This window comes from Guptibacillus hwajinpoensis (assembly GCF_005144865.1).
In the GTDB taxonomy this organism is placed as follows: domain Bacteria; phylum Bacillota; class Bacilli; order Bacillales; family Guptibacillaceae; genus Guptibacillus; species Guptibacillus hwajinpoensis_A.
The window spans coordinates 1,440,506-1,457,781 of the sequence record NZ_SWFM01000001.1 but is presented as its reverse complement, the minus strand read 5'-3'; the positions used below and the strand labels follow the sequence as shown (position 1 = coordinate 1,457,781).

At 38.5% G+C, this 17,276-nt stretch carries 17 protein-coding genes and 1 pseudogene; 14 read left to right on the top strand and 4 right to left on the bottom strand.

The features are described 5' to 3' along the window. Positions 1 to 10: 10 nt before the first annotated feature. A pseudogene (locus tag FBF83_RS21415) lies at positions 11 to 76 on the bottom strand (zinc-ribbon domain-containing protein); the annotation flags it as partial. Between the two features lie 647 nt (positions 77 to 723). Between FBF83_RS21415 and FBF83_RS07255 the strand changes: the two are divergent. The 8 genes from FBF83_RS07255 (at position 724) to coaW (ending at position 7,938) form a co-directional block, all read left to right on the top strand. Further along, positions 724 to 1,311 (top strand): TetR/AcrR family transcriptional regulator, encoded by a 588-nt coding sequence (locus FBF83_RS07255; RefSeq protein ID WP_136946416.1) that lies wholly within the window; start codon positions 724 to 726, stop codon positions 1,309 to 1,311. 1 nt (position 1,312) lies between these two features. Then, complete coding sequence (locus tag FBF83_RS07250; RefSeq protein WP_136946415.1) at positions 1,313 to 1,639, top strand: DMT family transporter; 327 nt, start codon at positions 1,313 to 1,315, stop codon at positions 1,637 to 1,639. A gap of 12 nt (positions 1,640 to 1,651) precedes the next feature. Next, positions 1,652 to 1,969 (top strand): DMT family transporter, encoded by a 318-nt coding sequence (locus FBF83_RS07245; RefSeq protein WP_136946414.1) that lies wholly within the window; start codon positions 1,652 to 1,654, stop codon positions 1,967 to 1,969. Between the two features lie 56 nt (positions 1,970 to 2,025). Next, positions 2,026 to 2,142 carry an RAxF-45 family protein gene (locus tag FBF83_RS21345; protein ID WP_286170808.1) on the top strand — a complete coding sequence of 39 codons (117 nt, stop codon included), beginning with the start codon at positions 2,026 to 2,028 and terminating at the stop codon, positions 2,140 to 2,142. 204 nt (positions 2,143 to 2,346) lie between these two features. Continuing rightward, positions 2,347 to 4,215 carry a ribosomal protection-like ABC-F family protein gene (abc-f, locus tag FBF83_RS07240; protein ID WP_136946413.1) on the top strand — a complete coding sequence of 623 codons (1,869 nt, stop codon included), beginning with the start codon at positions 2,347 to 2,349 and terminating at the stop codon, positions 4,213 to 4,215. Continuing rightward, on the top strand, positions 4,215 to 5,015 hold the full coding sequence (locus FBF83_RS07235) for an aminoglycoside N(3)-acetyltransferase (RefSeq protein ID WP_136946412.1): 801 nt from the start codon (positions 4,215 to 4,217) through the stop codon (positions 5,013 to 5,015). Before abc-f (FBF83_RS07240) ends, FBF83_RS07235 begins: the two co-directional genes overlap by 1 nt. Positions 5,016 to 5,166: 151 nt before the next feature. Continuing rightward, positions 5,167 to 7,014 (top strand): PAS domain-containing sensor histidine kinase, encoded by a 1,848-nt coding sequence (locus FBF83_RS07230; RefSeq protein ID WP_136946411.1) that lies wholly within the window; start codon positions 5,167 to 5,169, stop codon positions 7,012 to 7,014. Positions 7,015 to 7,122: 108 nt separating this feature from the next. Then, positions 7,123 to 7,938, top strand: a complete 816-nt coding sequence (gene coaW / locus FBF83_RS07225) for a type II pantothenate kinase (RefSeq protein WP_136946410.1) — start codon at positions 7,123 to 7,125, stop codon at positions 7,936 to 7,938. Positions 7,939 to 7,953: 15 nt separating this feature from the next. On the opposite strand, the gene FBF83_RS07220 is transcribed toward coaW, so the two are convergent. After that, the gene (locus FBF83_RS07220; protein ID WP_136946409.1) at positions 7,954 to 9,066 is read right to left on the bottom strand and encodes a GGDEF domain-containing protein; all 1,113 of its coding nucleotides are present in this window, start codon (positions 9,064 to 9,066) and stop codon (positions 7,954 to 7,956) included. Between the two features lie 174 nt (positions 9,067 to 9,240). Between FBF83_RS07220 and FBF83_RS07215 the strand changes: the two genes are divergently transcribed. The 3 genes from FBF83_RS07215 (at position 9,241) to FBF83_RS07205 (ending at position 10,995) form a co-directional block, all read left to right on the top strand. Further along, the gene (locus tag FBF83_RS07215; RefSeq protein ID WP_136946408.1) at positions 9,241 to 9,741 is read left to right on the top strand and encodes a carboxymuconolactone decarboxylase family protein; all 501 of its coding nucleotides are present in this window, start codon (positions 9,241 to 9,243) and stop codon (positions 9,739 to 9,741) included. A 243-nt stretch (positions 9,742 to 9,984) separates the two neighbouring features. Then, the gene (locus FBF83_RS07210) at positions 9,985 to 10,542 is read left to right on the top strand and encodes a TetR/AcrR family transcriptional regulator (protein ID WP_136946407.1); all 558 of its coding nucleotides are present in this window, start codon (positions 9,985 to 9,987) and stop codon (positions 10,540 to 10,542) included. Between the two features lie 15 nt (positions 10,543 to 10,557). Continuing rightward, on the top strand, positions 10,558 to 10,995 hold the full coding sequence (locus tag FBF83_RS07205; RefSeq protein WP_136946406.1) for an OsmC family protein: 438 nt from the start codon (positions 10,558 to 10,560) through the stop codon (positions 10,993 to 10,995). A gap of 53 nt (positions 10,996 to 11,048) precedes the next feature. Here the strand turns inward: FBF83_RS07205 and FBF83_RS07200 are convergent, their stop codons facing one another. Then, positions 11,049 to 12,803 (bottom strand): N-acetylmuramoyl-L-alanine amidase, encoded by a 1,755-nt coding sequence (locus FBF83_RS07200; RefSeq protein WP_169525225.1) that lies wholly within the window; start codon positions 12,801 to 12,803, stop codon positions 11,049 to 11,051. 546 nt (positions 12,804 to 13,349) lie between these two features. Between FBF83_RS07200 and abc-f (FBF83_RS07195) the strand changes: the two genes are divergently transcribed. Continuing rightward, positions 13,350 to 15,026, top strand: coding sequence for a ribosomal protection-like ABC-F family protein (gene abc-f, locus FBF83_RS07195; protein ID WP_136946404.1), 1,677 nt, complete (start codon positions 13,350 to 13,352; stop codon positions 15,024 to 15,026). Here the strand turns inward: abc-f (FBF83_RS07195) and FBF83_RS07190 are convergent. Then, on the bottom strand, positions 15,023 to 15,205 hold the full coding sequence (locus FBF83_RS07190) for a hypothetical protein (protein WP_136946403.1): 183 nt from the start codon (positions 15,203 to 15,205) through the stop codon (positions 15,023 to 15,025). The two genes, abc-f (FBF83_RS07195) and FBF83_RS07190, sit on opposite strands and share 4 nt — an antisense overlap. A gap of 137 nt (positions 15,206 to 15,342) precedes the next feature. On the opposite strand from FBF83_RS07190, the gene FBF83_RS07185 reads away from it, so the two are divergent. After that, on the top strand, positions 15,343 to 16,065 hold the full coding sequence (locus tag FBF83_RS07185) for an MOSC domain-containing protein (protein ID WP_136946402.1): 723 nt from the start codon (positions 15,343 to 15,345) through the stop codon (positions 16,063 to 16,065). A gap of 32 nt (positions 16,066 to 16,097) precedes the next feature. After that, positions 16,098 to 17,039: a DMT family transporter gene (locus FBF83_RS07180; RefSeq protein ID WP_136946401.1), complete on the top strand. Its 942-nt coding sequence runs from the start codon at positions 16,098 to 16,100 to the stop codon at positions 17,037 to 17,039. Positions 17,040 to 17,276: the final 237 nt, after the last annotated feature.

The window sequence follows — 17,276 nt, the reverse complement described above, 5'->3', positions numbered from 1 at the left end:
AAACTAACTCTTTTCCACAGGAAAAACAAAATTGGTCATTTTCATTCCTCTTTTTGCCACATTGTGGACAATACATCCTTATTCCACCTGCTTTCAAACTCCATGACTAGTTATATTCTGACACAAATAGTTAAGAAGGGAAATATCTTTCAAAGCGATGTTGACGAATTGAAATATAAAGAAATTTTCACGCAAATTAGCTCGTTCAGAGACCTCTAAATAACCTATTCTGAAATATTTTTTATGATGCAATAGTTGTGATTTAAACGAAAGAGAAAAAAACTGATCTTAACGTCATAGGAGTATAGTTGTGAAACGGGGTAGTTGGTCGTATTTCAACCGTTTGCACTAGGTTTGACGTACCTGTTCACCTTATTACTCCTTTGATAAGATGATCTCAAGACCCCCTTTCAAATATTCCGTTACCAGGAAGACCGGCATTTGCCGGTCCTTTTTTTGTCTCTTTTTTTGGAGAAAGTAAATTTTATTACAAAAATGTCTTTGAATATGAAACCATATCGAAAGTTCTTTCGTCATAGTAGTTGAAAACCCTTATTCCCTTAGATGTAGCCACTATGAGATTCTCCTGGTGGCTGCTTTTTTTATTTCATGTGAGCGAACAGATTGAAAGCAAAGCCTAAAATTGTTATAATAACTAACGAACGGTAGGCAACCGCCTGCTTTTTTGTTTGTATTTACCTAACGATTGGTAGGTGTTTTAAAATGAAGGAAGAATCAACTCAAAATAAGATTAAAGATACAGCACTGGCTTTATTTGCTCGTAAAGGTTTTGAAGGAACCTCTCTGTCTGACATAGCGTCAGGTGTAGGTATTAAAAAGCCTTCTCTTTATGCTCATTTTAAAAATAAGGAAGACCTTTTTCTAGGGGTTATTCATAAAGTAACAATTGATTACAACCAATACTTTGAGAATTCAGCAGAAGAATTAAAAGATGAATTACCTGAAGAACAGCTATATCATCTATTACTAAAGAATACGGAATATCTTCGTAATGATGAGTTGGGTCTAATTTTTAAACGAATGATGCTTTTTCCACCTGAATCACTAAAAGATGAGATTTACCGGATGTTTGCGAAATCAGAACAAGTTATGAAGAGCGTGATTAAATCCATTCTTATGCAAATCGATAAACTTGAGGACTGGGAGCAAGTGTTTGATGCGTATTTATGCTTGTTGGACGGAGTGTTCGAGCAAGTATTCTATTATTCACCAGAGGAACACCAGAAACGGTTAGAAAACTCGTGGGCTCTCTTTATTGATGGTGTTCACTGTAGAACGGAGGGGAAGTAATATGGCATGGATGTATCTTGTGATCGGTGGTCTAATGGAGGTCTTGTGGGCAATAGGATTAAAATACTCTGATGGGTTTAGTCATCCACTCATTAGCGTGTTAACAATTATAGGAATTGCAACAAGCTTTTACTTTTTTGCAAAAGCATTAAAGTATTTACCTGTAGGTACGGCTTATGCCATTTTTACGGGACTTGGTGCTGCAGGAACAGCTATTATAGGAATGGTGTATCTAGGTGAGTCTGTTAGTTTAATTAAATTATTTTTTATACTATTACTCATTTCTTCAATTGTAGGATTGAAGTTAAATGCGAAGGTAGAAGCATAGGAGGGATTTAGAATGGCATGGATCGCATTGTTAATAGCTGGACTTGGTGAAGTCGGTGGTGTGATATGTTTAAAGTTATCAGAAGGATTTACGAAGCTGAAGCCTTCCGTTTTTACGATTCTATTCGGAGGATTGAGTTTCTTCATGCTTTCTCTTTCCCTTAAAGCACTTCCTATAGGTACGGCTTATGCCATTTGGACTGGAATTGGCTCCGCCGGCAGTGTCCTAATCGGGATGTACTGGTTTAAAGAACCTAAAAATCGTATGCAATTAGTGCTTATAACGTGCGTCATCATATCTGTTGTAGGATTACGTATAGTAGAGGGTTGATTTTGTCAGATCATTCAGATAAACTTAAAGTATTAAATGGAGGAGGTGAGGTAGAGATGTCAAACGCTTTTGTTCGTACGGAATTTATGGAATATGTTTCAATTTGCCGTGCGATTATTCATGAAGAAGTTGCCAACGGGACAAGTCTGTCCAATTCTAGCAACTTCATATGAAACAAAGCGTAAGGCTCTCTTACCCTGCTTCAGGCGGAATGAATAGGTAAACAGGACGAAGAGAGCGGCATTCTATGCCGTTCTCTTTTTTCATATACGTTAAGTTTGTGAAAATAACGTACGGTTCCAAATATAGCCACAGGTGAGGTGTAACCTTATCTGTGGTTTTTTTATGCTCTTTAATTCTGAAAGGATGGATGTAAGATGATGGTTTGCACAGCACAATCGATTAGCAAAATGTTAGGCGGAAATAGCATTTTTGAGGATATTACGTTTGAGATAAATGAGAAGGAACGTGTTGGAATTGTTGGGAGAAATGGTAGCGGAAAAACAACGCTCTTTCAATTACTGGCTGGAATCGAAGATGTTGATGAAGGAGATATTCATTATAAAAAAGGAACAAAAATCGGATATTTAGCGCAGATACCGGAGTACCCAGGTTATACGGTTACGGACGTCATGAGACAGGCATTCAAGCATCTTGAAGAAACGGCCAAACGGATGCGCGAGCTCGAAAGTGTGATGGCGAATGGAGATGAAAGTAACAGTGTCCTAAAAGTGTATGGTGAATTACAAGATGAATTTACAAGAAAGGGTGGATATGGTATAGAACCCGCGATACAAAATGTCGCGAATGGTTTGGGGATTCAGGAGTTGTTGACGGCTTCATTTGAGCGGTTGAGCGGTGGGGAGAAAACAAAGGTAACGCTCGGGTTAATGTTGCTCCAAGAGCCAGAAATGCTTCTACTGGATGAGCCTACAAATCACCTTGATGTTGAAGCGGTAGAGTGGCTTGAAGCTTTTTTAAAGCAGTACAACGGTACTGTTCTAATCATTTCACATGATCGCTATTTTCTTGATGAAGTTGTGACAAAAGTAATGGATTTAGAAGAGGGAGAGCTTACCGTCTATCACGGTTCTTACAGTGACTTCGTTAAACAAAAGGAAGAAATGCTTCTGGCGGAGTTTGCAGCTTATCAAGAGCAACAAAAGAAAATCAAAAAGATGAAAGAAGCGATTAAACGGTTGAAAGAGTGGGCGAATCAAGCAAATCCTCCGAATGCAGCTCTTCATAAACGGGCTCGTAACATGGAGCGAGCACTTGAGCGAATAAACAAGATTAAACGACCTGTACTTGAACGAAAGAAAATGGGACTAGCATTTGATGTAAATGATCGAAGTGGCAATGATGTTATAACATTTCAAAATGTTTCAGCTGGATATGACGGGAAACATCTTCTATCTCAAGTGGATTGGCATGTTCGATACAAAGAAAGAGTAGCGATTGTTGGCAGAAACGGAAGTGGAAAAACGACCCTACTCAATGTGCTACTCGGGAACCTTACACCCGAGCAAGGCAAGGTTAATATCGGTGGGAGTGTAAAGGTTGGTTATCTTTCTCAGCATGTTCTTGAAGATCGTGGTGAAGAACGATTGCTGGATGTCTATCGTGAGACGGCAAAAGTTACTGAAGGCGATGCAAGGCATGCGCTTGCAAAATTTCTATTCTATGGCTACAACGTATTTGCAAAGATTTCGTCTTTAAGTGGCGGGGAGAAGATGAGACTTCGTCTGGCTCAGTTGATGAGTAAAGATCTTAACTTACTCGTTCTTGATGAACCAACGAATCATCTTGATATTGATTCAAGAGAAGTATTAGAAGATGCGCTTGAAAAATTTCCTGGAACGATTATTTGTGTATCGCATGATCGTTATCTTTTAAATAAATGTTTTCCTGTTACGTATTGGTTGGATAATGGTAAGCTCCATCATTATGTTCATTCCTATAGCGTTGCAAGAGAGAAACATAAACAAGTTATGGAGGCTGTTTACGAAGAAGAAACTAGACAAGAAGTGAAGCAAGAGGCAAAGCCTAAATATGAAAAGAAAAAAAGTCTAAATGAAGGACAGGTAGAGAATCAAGTAGAAGAACTTGAGAAAAAGATATACGAGGTGGAAGTAAAGCTCGAACAAGGAAAGGCACATCAGGAAATAGTAGCGCTCTTCGTTGAGAAGGAAAAGCTTGAATTAGAACGTGAAGAATTATATGAAATGCTATTGGAGGAAGAGTGATGAGTGAGATAAATGCCGTAGATAAAGTATGTCTGCCCCATACAATTAATAGTCTTATAGCCAATTTTCGAGATTTAGGTGTTAAGGAAGATATGACGCTAATCGTCCATTCTTCATTAAGCTCATTAGGTTGGGTTTCTGGTGGGGCAGAAGCTGTCATTCGAGCTCTTATAAGTGTTGTTGGAGAAGGTGGAACCATTGTCATGCCAGCCCAATCAGCAGGCAACTCGGATCCAGCTGGATGGATGAATCCACCAGTTCCTGATTCATGGTGGCCAATTATTCGAGAGTCAATGCCAGCTTTTTGTAAAGAGACGACACCAACGCGTGGGATGGGTGCAATCGCAGAGCTTTTCAGACGCTTTCCAGGTGTTGAACGCAGTGACCATCCGATGTATTCGTTTGCGGCATGGGGAAAGAATCGGACATATATTACAGAAAACCAGCCACTTTCTGCAGGGTTTGGATATGATTCACCGCTAGCAAAAATATATGAACTTAATGGAAAAATTCTGATGATTGGTGTAAGTCACGAGAGTAATACATCGCTCCATTTGGCAGAACATTCAGCGCAAAAGCCACATATAAAAAAATCAGCAGCTATAGTAGAAGACGGGGAACGTGTGTGGAAAACGTATAATGAGATTGAGTATGATTCAGAGTGTTTTAATAAAATTGGATTTAAATTTGAAAGCAAGGAAAACTACAACATAATGAAAATTGGAAATGCGACATGTAAACTAATTGATCAAAGATGTATAGTGGATTACGGGCGAAGATGGTTTCAAGAGGAAATGTAGGGAATTTAAAAGATATTAACGAATAACGCCAAGAAAAACCCCGTCTAAACCGGGGTTTTTTTGATGTATTCTGCTAATTAAGAAGGAAAATGAGCATTTATGAAGAAATTTAATAAATAACTAATATCCCTCTACATAAAAGGAGAAGCTTATGACTACCAATGACACTCATGCACCATTTACTAGCTCGAGCCCTCCTCCTGAGATAAAGCAACAGGGATTGAGGGATACGATCACAACTCTAACTAAATACTATGAATTTTCAACGACAGCTGTCGTGGTTCAAAAGAATGGTAAGTGGGTATATTTAAATCCTTCTGCTCTGAACTTACTTGGATACGAGAGACTTAGTGAAGTTCAGGGGAAATCGATTTGGAACTTTATCGTTAAAGCGGATCAGCAGATGGTTTCAGAGAGAATACAAGCTTCTATAAATGGGGTGAATCCAGGCTCCCTTGAGCAGAAGTGGATCAAAAAGGATGGAACGATCATCCCCTTAGAAGTAACGGCGATACCTGTGGCGAATTATTTGGGTCAGACCACCGCTATCATAAAAAAGGTGAATCAAGAAAGCCAACATGTGCATGACACCCTTCAGCACTATAGGCTGATTACGGAGAATATGAATGAAATCGTAAGCTTATTGGATCGAAGAGGAAACTTGCTATATGTTTCACCTTCTTATAAAGATTATTCCAAAGATGGAATTCATAACGAGATAGGTCAAAGCTCAATTAAATATGTTCATGAAGAAGATAAAGAATTCGTTAAAAGCGAATTCTTAAAACTTGTTAAATATAGAAAACCTCAAACAATTCAATACCGTTTGCAGAAAACAGATGGAACCTATCGGTGTATTGAGTCTCAGGGTATCTGTATTTCTGGTCAAGGAGATTGTCAATTTATTGTTGTTTCAAGGGATGTCACCGATCGGCATCTTGCTGAATCCAAACTTCGTTTAAGTGAACTCAAACATCGAGTTATTCTTGAGCACAGTAATGATCTTATCTGCATGATGAGTCATGAAGGTATTGCAGTATACGCGTCATTATCTTATAAGTCCCTATTAGGTTATGAACAGAATGAAGTAGTAGGAAAAGATATTCTATCATTTATCCATCCAGAAGATTACGAGAAGTGCCAGAAAGCGATTGTGAAATTAACAGAAACGAAGCAACCGGTTACGACGATTTATCGCAAAATTCATTCGTCTGGTCATGTTCTTACGTTAGAAGCAAAAGGGATGGCTGTAGTGGACGATCGCGGAGATGCGAATCACTTTGTATTTATTTCTAGAGACATAACTGAAAAGATTAAATTAGAACAGTATAGAGAAAATATCGAAAAGCTAGCACTTCTTGGTGATGTGGCAGCTGGATTTGCACATGAAATACGCAATCCCCTCACTTCTATTAAAGGTTTTATTAATTTGCTTGCAAAAGAAAGAAACGAAAGTGAACGTGGCTATCACCAAATCATTGAGGATGAGCTGGAGAAGATAGAAGAAGTGGTTAATGGTTTTATTGCACTTGCCAAACCACAAGCTGGTGACGTGGCAGAAGTCAGTTTGCTTAAACTTGTGAAGAACGCAATTTCAGTGCTAACTCCACAAGCTTCATTAAAAAATATAAGGATTAACATTAACTGTCAACTTAAATCCATCATTATTCGTTGTCAACGGAATCAGATGAAACAGGTTTTTATTAATATTTTAAAGAATGCCGTTGAAGCAATTGAGGAAGATGGACATATCGAAATAATTCTTGAAGAGCAACAGGATCGAGTATGTGTCATCATTCATGATAACGGAATAGGCATCGAAGAGGAACGATTGCAGCGAATTGGTGTACCATTCTATACAAATAAAGAAAAAGGGATTGGCCTAGGCATGACGGTTAGCAATAAAATTATCACAGAACATAAAGGTCAATTAGAAATAGAAAGCAAGCAGGGAGAAGGAACGAAAGTCGTCATCCATTTACCTAAATATCCTTTTTAATATAAGCGTGATCACCTCCTATTGCTATTGTGATAGGGGGTTTTAATATTCGTTTAGACTAGGATAGAATGAATCTATCTTAATCAGTTACGAAAAGAGAGGGTATTAATGACGAAAAGGATTGGAATTGATGCAGGTGGAACGCTTACTAAAATAGTGTATAAAGAAAACGACGAGTACCGTTTTCAAACGTTTTTAACGGTTGAAGTTAACAATCTAGTAGAATGGATTAATAAATTTCACCCTAATGCAAAATTGATGCTTACGGGTGGAAAACAAAAAAATATATCAAAGCTACTTCAGAATTCATTTGAGTTAATTGATGAGTTTGAGGCCACGACATTTGGAATTAAAGAGGTGTTGAATAGGTCTGACATTCATTCTCCAGAGGAGTATTTACTTGTTAATGTTGGAACAGGTACATCTATGCATTCAATGAGTGGCGAATCCTCTGAAAGACTAGGTGGTAGCGGTATTGGTGGCGGCACATTAATGGGACTGGCTTATCTGTTAACAGAACAAAAGCAGTTTGAGAATATTATGTTACTTGCAGAAAAAGGCGATCGAACAGGAATCGATTTGAAAGTAAGAGACATTTATGAAGGAGTCGTATCACCAGTAGGTGGAGATTTGACAGCAAGTAACTTTGGATTTCTCGAACGGATGATGGAGGACGAGTTAAGGGCAGAAGATATTCTTGCTTGCCTAGTTGGTATGATTTCAGAGACGCTTATGATGATTGCGATTCCATTTGCGAAAACGATAGAAACGACAACGATTGTGTTCATTGGGTCTACCTTTCAAAATAATACTTTGTTTAAAAAACAGCTTCAACGTTTTGAAACTTTATTTGGAATAAAGACCTACTTTCCAGTTAATGGACAGTATAGTGGTGCACTAGGTGCACTTTTGTCTAATAGATAAGGGGGAGAAGTCCCCTCATCTTTGATACTCATTTACTTTTAAAACGTTATTTGAACAAACTTGATTTCGTCCCCTACGTTTTGCTGTATAGAGTGCTTGATCCGCTTTACTGTAGAACTTGTCAGACAGCACAATAGTTTCAGGGTATGTAGCTACGCCTATTGATGCTGTGATATGAATATTTTCTTCAGGATTTACCTTAAAAGAATGATTATCAATAATTGAACGGAGTTTTTCACCTATTTCTAACGCCCTTTCATGTGAGCAGTTGGTAAGTAATAGCGTGAACTCTTCTCCGCCATTCCTCGATACAAAGTCTTCCTGTCGAGCACCTTCTCTAAGAACATGTCCAAACTGCTGAAGAACAGCGTCTCCTGCTGAATGGCCATATGTATCGTTTACGTTTTTGAAGAAATCTATATCAATAACAAGAAGAGAAAGTGGTTTCTCATTAGATTTCGTTTCACGAATTGCATTGTTAAGAGCCTCGTCGAAACTTCTTACGTTATTCAGACCAGTTAACGGATCAATCGTTGCACTACGTTTGTATTGGATAAACAAGTGATTCATCTTCCGTAAGTGTTCTGTCGTATAGATCGCCATTAAGCCTGTTAACATAGACGTTACCCAATATAGAAAATTGATCTGATTAGAAAGTCCGGAAAGCTTTAATAGAAAATAAACAATAACAACGCTAAAAACAACATTTGAATAGATTAGCATCCAGAATGCCTTAGTGAAAATTTTTGCATTCAATTGTCGTAATACCATATATCCTATATAAAGTGAAATTAATAAACCAAGTGAGAAAAATGATGAAACACTCACTCCAATAATAAATCGAGCCGTCTGTATGACTGCTAGAGCTATTAGACCAGGAACTGCGCCTCCATAAAGCGTCACGATTAGTAATGGAATATGCCTTAGGTCAACTATTGTTGCATCATTAACCTTAATGCTGAAGATCATAAGAAAGAGGCCAATCATACCTGCATATAGCCCACTTAGAATCTTTCTTTTGAGAGAGGAAGAAGCGTTCAGATCTTCATCTCGAAATATCTGATAATAAATAAATACTAGAGCTAGTACAATCATCATGTTAATGAAAAAGTCCTGTAGCAATTGCAAACGGGTACACCTCTTGTTAATCTAAATATCTTTCGACTTAATTTTACCATTTTCAGCAAAAATGGTCTCATGTTTTTTAATTTCTGTTCATGAGGTCTATCATCTGAGAGAATCCTGCTAAACAAGTAATAGGTTTGCTATGATAGAGATGAGTCAAGGAAAGGATGAGAGAACATGCCATGGATTAAACCAGCAAAACAATCAGACTTAAAGGAGATGGCAATCTACAGCGAACTTGATCAGCCTGTTCCTGTATTTAATCGTCTTATCGCAAGGAGCCCTGAAATTTTCTCGGCATTTATGCCTCTTGCATCCGCAGTTAAAGATGGTGTACTGAATGAATTTGAAACCGAAACCGTAGTCGTATTTGTTTCTAAACTAAACGGCTGCAAGTTCTGTTATAGCAGTCACGGCTCTTTACTAAAAGACATCAGCGGAAATGAAGGGATTTTAGAAGATCTCAACCAATACGAAGACTCTAATTCATTTCCAACCCACTTAAAACATATTTTGACATATGCTGAGAAATTAGTGACCAGTCCACGTGACTTAGAGAAAGAAGATATTCAAAGGTTAATGGATGACGGCTACTCTGAAAAAGAGGTTGTAGAGATTAATCAATTGATTTCATATACGTCTTATACAAATCAGACATCTATCGGTCTAGGATTATAGGACTGGAAAAGCTCTAGATGTAAGCTAGCTTACATCTAGAGCTTTTTACTTTGCATAACAGAAATGAGGATGTTATATTATTTTTGTACCAACTGGTTGGTTTTGGTTTAACATACGAACAACAAAAATAATCAACTTGGTGTGAATAAAAGTCCTGCGCCTCCTTGAATCACTTTTTAGTGACATGTTATATTCGGTTTGTACCAACTGGTCGGTTATAAATGTTATTAAGAAGGTGATGTTATGACAAATCGTAAAGAAGAGATTATCTCCGCTACCGCGGGCTTAATACATGCTAAAGGATATGAAAGTACTCGATTGAGCGATATATTGTCAGAAGCTGATATAGGTAAAGGACAGTTCTATCATTATTTTTCATCAAAACGTGATCTAGGTATTGCGGTTGTTGATTATTTCGTTAAAACCTGGCAAAGAGATCTTATTCAGAACATCTTGCAAACGGATGATTCAGCACGAAAGAAGCTGGATACAATGCTTTCATGGGCCATTCAATATCACGAAACACAAGCGAATATGCATGGTTGTCCATTTGGGAACCTTGCACTTGAAATGAGTGAGCATGATGAAGTGTTTCGTCAAAAAGTGAATGGACTTCTTCATGATTGGATTGAAAGTCTTGAGAATGTTATGAGTGAACTTGTTGGTGAAGAGCCACTGAAGCATGCACAGGCTATTGTTGCACAGCTTGAAGGGGGCATCCTTCTGATGAAGAACTACCAGGATATTTCGATCTTGAAAAACATTGCGGATACGATTCGCTTGCACTATTTACAAAAATGAAGGGAGACATAATAGATGTCTAAAATGATCGAGAAAATTACAGCAGTTTCAAAAGGTATGAATACAGTAGGTGATTCAAAAGGCCATAAAGTGGTTATAGATGAACCAGCACAAATGGGAGGAACGGACGAAGGCGCTAACCCATTAGCTTCACTTCTTATTTCACTCTCTGGTTGTGAAAATGCGATTGCCAACTTTGTTGCCAAAGAAATGGAATTCGATCTTCAAGGTATTGAATTCGATATTCGTGGAGAAATTGATCCACGTGGCATGATGGGAGAAAAAGGTGTACGTCCTTACTTCCACAAAATTATGGTTAACGCAGTAGTCGAAACCTCAGAAAGCGAAGAGCGCATTCAAGAACTTCAGCACATTGTAGATTCTCGTTGCCCAATCTACACAACTCTTTTAGCGGCTGATGTTGAGATGGTACCTAATTGGACTAAAGCATAAAATGAATTAGAAAAAGGAGTTCCTAAATTTCAGGAACTCCTTTTGTTTTGTATTTACTTCTTTTTATAATAATCAAGAACACCCTGGTAGATTCCTTCTGCCAGTTCTTCACGATAAGACTGTGTTAATAATAGCTGGTATTCTTCGTCGTTTGTTAAGAATCCAACCTCGACAAGGACACTAGCCATTCTGGACTGGCGAATAACAGAAAAGCTCTGGTTCTTCGCACCACGGTCTCTTGCATCTGTTACTTCAATGAGACGCTTTTGTATACTTTCTGCTAGAGCTTTACTTTCTGCTGAACTGTATTTGTCATACCAGTATGTTTCGATACCATGTGCAGCTTCCGGTCCAGCATTCGTGTGAACGCTAACGAATGCATCAGCACTGATGTTATTCGCAATGTTTGAACGCTCTGTTAATTCGAGGAACGTGTCATCTCTACGTGTCATAACCACAGTAGCTCCTGCTGCTTTTAGCTTCTTCTCTAGGTACAGTGATACATCAAGATTAATATCTTTTTCTAGTAGTTTACTTCTGCTAGCACCTGGATCATGATCACCATGACCGGGGTCTACAACGATTTTAATATCTTTTAATAGATTACTATTTATTTTGGTTAGGTACGCACCGTGTACATAAGCTGTTTGCTCTTTGTATTTTATTTTTGCCCAATCACCAACGTATCCGTAGATTGAAACTTCAGTATTGCGCAATAGTGCCCCAATTCTTGTTCCAGAAATTTCAGGTGCTGTTCTGACATTCAAGCTTGAAGCTGTCACTATAGCAGTTTCTAGAACAACTTCTTCTTCAACTTCTTCAACAGGTGGTTGCTTCATTTTATAGGAATTAACGATAGTTGAAGGTAATGCAGCTTCTCCCCCTAATACCATTAAACTAGAAGCATGTTTAGAAAGGTAAGACTCAATGTCTGGAATCACAGTAGAATGGTGAGATAAAATGACGGGAGCATTGTATACTTCAGATAGTGAAGAAGCAGCAACTGCGTCAGGATAATCCTCTCGATCCGGTTGTGTTGAAGTTCCTCTCGCTACAATAAAGGAATTGCTTGAAGGAAAGAATGCTTCATTTACAGCAATGTTTGTTGCAAAACGATCCTGACCTGCAAGGCGAACGACTTTCTTACCTTGTTGCTCTAATTGTTTCATTAGATCCGGTGAGAGGACACTTTCTCCTCCAATTAAGTATACTGTCTTAATTGTAGAAGGTAGAGTTGGAGCCTTCTTGTTGGATGTTAAGTAAATGGGATAGTTTTTGATTGATGCGACACTTGAAGCTGATAGTGAATCTGCCACCTTGTTTCCATTAACAACGATAGCTGTAGAAGATTGATCTAGTCCTGCCTCTTTATTAATCGCTTCAGCAGTTGAATAACGATTTGAACCTTCAAGTCTCGTAACCGTAAAGCTCTTCTTAAGTTCATTCTCAACACTTTGACTAATAGCAGTTGGTCCACCAAGAATGTAAACTTTTTTAGCTTCAAGACGTTTTAATTCGTTTAGTACCCTTGAATCAAGGGTAGAAGGTTTTGTAAGTAGTACAGGTGCATTTTTAACTCCAACAAGGCCAGAACTTGCAAGTGCATCAAAAGGCATGTCAGCACGCGTGAGTATTACGGCCTTCTCTGAAGTTGTTAACTTACCAGGTGATACTTTCTTTGAAATCTCTAAAGCAGTTGATATTCGATCGTCACCGCTTATACGTTCCATTTTGTTGTTTGCAGATGGTTCACCAGGAAAAGCCATTCCTGTAAACAATAGCACTGCAATAATAAAAGTAGTAAACATTCTCCGCACGATAATTTCCCCCGATATGCTTTTTTTCTCTGTCCTATGTACGTAGTGACTTTACTAGTTTTTCTCTAGAAGTATGAGCTTGACTCCTTTCTAAATTTAGTAACCTTGGAAAGATTTACTTAACTATTCCTTATATCGGTAGCAAAATTTATATATTATAGGGTTCTTTTGTACTAAAAAGATGAAAAAAGTTGTAAATTGTAATCAATCACTTTTTGTAGAATGATAAGAATGCTGATTGACAGCGTTGTCATGATTCTATACAATTAATTACAATTGAAATGGAAGGGAATGGTTAAGAAGCGATGAAATACTAATCTTATTTTTCTAAGTCAACTTTCGAATAGCGAAATTGATTTACTGGAGAATAGGATTAGTCTGCCGTTTTTTACCATCAACTTTAGCTTGAACATGCTTCTTTTGCATGCTTTCTTTAAAGCTATAGCACTATGGAAATCGGAATGACATGCCTCTCCAGGTAGAATGGGGAGGCTTTTTTATGCTCCCTGAGAATGAACAAAGAAATGGGGGACATGTATGAACGTACTATCGATAAAAGGATTACAAAAAAAATATGATGAGCGTGTTTTATTCGATCAAGTGAGTATAGATATTCATCGTGGGGAGCGAGTGGGAATTGTTGGCCCCAATGGTGCTGGCAAAACAACTCTTGCTAGAATTCTAGTTGGAGATAGTAAACCTGATAAAGGAAGCTATGTAGTGGAAGGTTCAATAGGCTATTTGCGACAGTCAACCGATTACGAAGAGTTCATGAATGAAGCTAACCTAGATCATCATTCTTTACTCCGAAAAAGCGAAAAGGAGCTCGGTTTATCAAGCGACATTGATGAGACGCACTTAAAACAGCTAAGTGGTGGAGAAAGATTAAAGGTGTCACTTGCTCAAATCTGGGCATCGAATCCAGATATTCTAATTCTTGACGAACCGACGAATCATCTCGACTTAACAGGATTGCAGTGGCTAATTCGTGAGCTTGAAGACTTTAAAGGTGCCGTTCTTATTATCTCGCATGACCGGTATTTTCTTGACCAAACCGTTGAGCGAATTCTTGAAATCGAGAATGGAGAACTCAATGATTATAGTGGTAACTATACAGCGTATCGTCTTGAAAAGAAGCGAAGGTACGAAGAACAGCTTCATCGTTATCAAGTTCAGCAAAAAGAAAAGAAGCGAATTGAGGAGCAACTTGCTGGTTTAACCAATTGGTCGGATAAGGCACACAAGCAGTCGACATCGCAAGAAGGATATAAAGAACACTACAGAATGAAAGCGAAAAAGATGGATGCACAAGTTAAGTCAAAACGGAAGCGTCTTGAAAAAGAACTGCAGAAAAATGGGGTAAATGAACCCCATAAAGCGACAGGTGTCCGCTTTCATTTTGAATCAGAGAATTCACATGGCAAGAGAGTCTTTGAAGCGATTAATGTAAGTAAACAGTATGGTGAACGATGGTTATTTAAAGGAAGCTCTTTCTATATTAAGCATGGCGAACGCATTGGTATGGTTGGTGAAAATGGATGTGGAAAAACCACGTTTCTACGCATGATACTTGGTGAAGAAGGCGTTAGCGAAGGAGAGATTTGGAAAAGTCCAATGCTTAGGATTGGATATTTATCTCAGGATGTTCATGACCTTCCTTCCAACCAAACTGCTCTTCAATCACTTGAAGTCGAATCGAGGGATGAGGATTTCAGAGCGAAGTCAATTCTTGCTTCAATGGGAATGGAACGAAGCCGTATACAAGTACCTATTCAACAGCTTAGTCTTGGTGAGAGGACAAAGGTCAAAATGACACGTATCCTAATGAACAAATATGATGTTCTCATTCTTGATGAGCCAACAAATCACCTTGATTTGCCTTCACGAGAGCAGCTTGAAGATACATTACAACAATTCACAGGAACGCTTCTTGTTGTTTCGCACGATTACTACTTCATGAATAAGATATGTGATCGTCTACTAGTATTTAAAGATCAAAGTGTCAAAAGAGTAGAAATGGGCTTATCAGAGTTTCGCGAAAAAGAAAAAAGCCCTTCTTGTTCTTCCCAATTGGTAGGAGAAAAGAAGATGCTACTTGATAATGAAATTTCCGCTTTAATAAGTGAAATAAGCCTTTTAATACCTGGAGACTCAAAGATGAATGACCTTGATAAACGCTTGAATGAATTGTTCAAAGAGAAGAACAAACTTTAGACGTCTTCCACCGCAAAAAATCGCTCAATGGAATACAAATCTGCTTTCGGATGATTGCGGAGAAGCACAAATCCCTCACGCTGTGCTTCTTCAAAGTTATCATATTCATCCTCGGAGTGATAAATAGCTCTACGCTTCTCATTATAAAGAGTAATGGAGTAGTATTCTTTGATTTCCATCAGACCTATCCCCTTTTCATTGTTTTTACTAGTTTTATGCAAATCTCTCATTGTTTATACTAGTAAAATAGCAAAAAAGTAGATTTTTACAATTAGGTTATACTAGAAGCAGTGAAAAGATAAGGAGGCAGATGTTTGTGGAGGTTGGAATAATTAAAGAAATGACACGGCATCCTGTAAAATCAATGACGGGAGAGAAAGTACAGCGTACAAAGGTTATGCCTTACGGTTTGTACGGTGATCGAAGTCATGCCCTTCTAGATGAGAAAGAATCATTCTTAACGATTACTCAGTTTGCAGAACTTGTTCAATATCAAGCTTCTTTTAGCGGCCCAGAATCACTAGAAGCTTATCCAGAACCACAAATCGTGACTCCAAATGGGCAAACGTATATGTGGAGTGATTCAGAATGGCTTAAGGATATTGAAAGAAGCTCATCAAGATTGTTAGCTAGAAAATCTTATCATCCAGAACATGTGCCTATTGGTCCAATTGAAGAAGAGCACCTCTTACTTGTAACAGATGCGTCTCTTCAGTCATTATCTCATTCCTGGGGGAAGGAAATAGATGATCGCCGATTCCGACCGAACCTTGTAATAAGTTTGTTCGAGAAAACCCCCTTTGTAGAAAAAGAGTGGGAAGGGAAGTTCCTCCGTATTGGACAGGAAGTGATGATAGAAGTTGTTAAGCCATGTGAGCGATGTATGATTATTACAGTAGATCCAGAGGATGGAACAAAACAGCCTGGTTTATTGAAGAAGCTTGTAAAGGAACAAAATAATTTATTTGGTATGTATGCACGAGTTAAACAAACTGGGGAAATCACTACGGGTGATCGTGTGTTTATTACGGAACAATGAGTATTTCGGAAGGAATGGAAAGAGGGACTCGGGTGAAGAAATTTGGACTTTATGGCGGACTATTTCTACTTATGGTGATTTGGGGATTTAATGTGATTGCAATTAAACTCCTTGTGACAGAATTTACACCGATTATGATCCAATCAATTCGTATCTTTTCAGCAAGTCTAGTTGTTTTTGCGGTGCTATTCATCGCTAAAGACCTTAGAAAACTAACACGTAAAGAAGCAACCTATACGATATTTGGTGCTGTAACAGGGGTGGTCGGCCATCACTCTTTTCTTGCGGTTGGCTTAACGAATACGTCTGCTTCAAATGCAGGTTTAATTCTGGGACTTGTTCCATTAATGACCGCTCTGTTTGCGGTTCTTTTCTTGAAAGATAAGATGACGCTATTAAAAGCGACTGGTATTCTTCTTGCACTAGTCGGAGTATCGTTCGTAGTATTAAGCGGAGGAGGGCGTTTGGGGTCTGCATCAAGTGGAGATATATTCGTTTTTTTATCTGTAATTGCACAAGCTGTAAGTTTCATATTCATTAAGAAGGGAACGGAAACGATGTCTTCCAGACTGATGACTGGCTGGATGCTTCTCGCGGGATCAAGTACTTTGTTTATTATTGGGCTTTTGATTGAGCCTCAAGGACCTGAAATACTTCGTGAGGGCGCGTTAGGCATATGGACAATTTTTGCCGTTTCTGCTGTATTCGCAACAGGACTTGGGCATATGTTCTACAACAAAGCAATCTACCGTATTGGACCTGGTGAGGCAGCGGTGTTTAATAATCTTACACCGTTTTTTGCTCTTCTAGGTGCTGCTATTTTTCTTGGAGAGCCAATAGGATGGAAGCAGTTAATTGGGTTTGTGCTCATTGTAGCTGGTGTCATGCTTGGGACTGGGACAGTTGACTATTTAATGAAGCGTAGAGAAAGGCGTTATGCTAGTCTTCAAAGCTATTCTCGCATGAAGGGATAATATTTCTAAATCGATTGTTAGAAATAAACGTTTATCGTTTCCCTTTTTTCGGGTACGAGCATGAATGAAGCCCCGTCTTTGGATGGGATGCTTCGTTTCCACACAGGAGGGGTCCCATCCACGGGGTGGGGTCCCATTTTTTATGCTGAAAAAGTGAATAGGCCCTTATTTGAACAAGCATATGCTGACAGAGCAATTGTGGTAAACTAATGTATAGTACATAACGCATCATAAGGA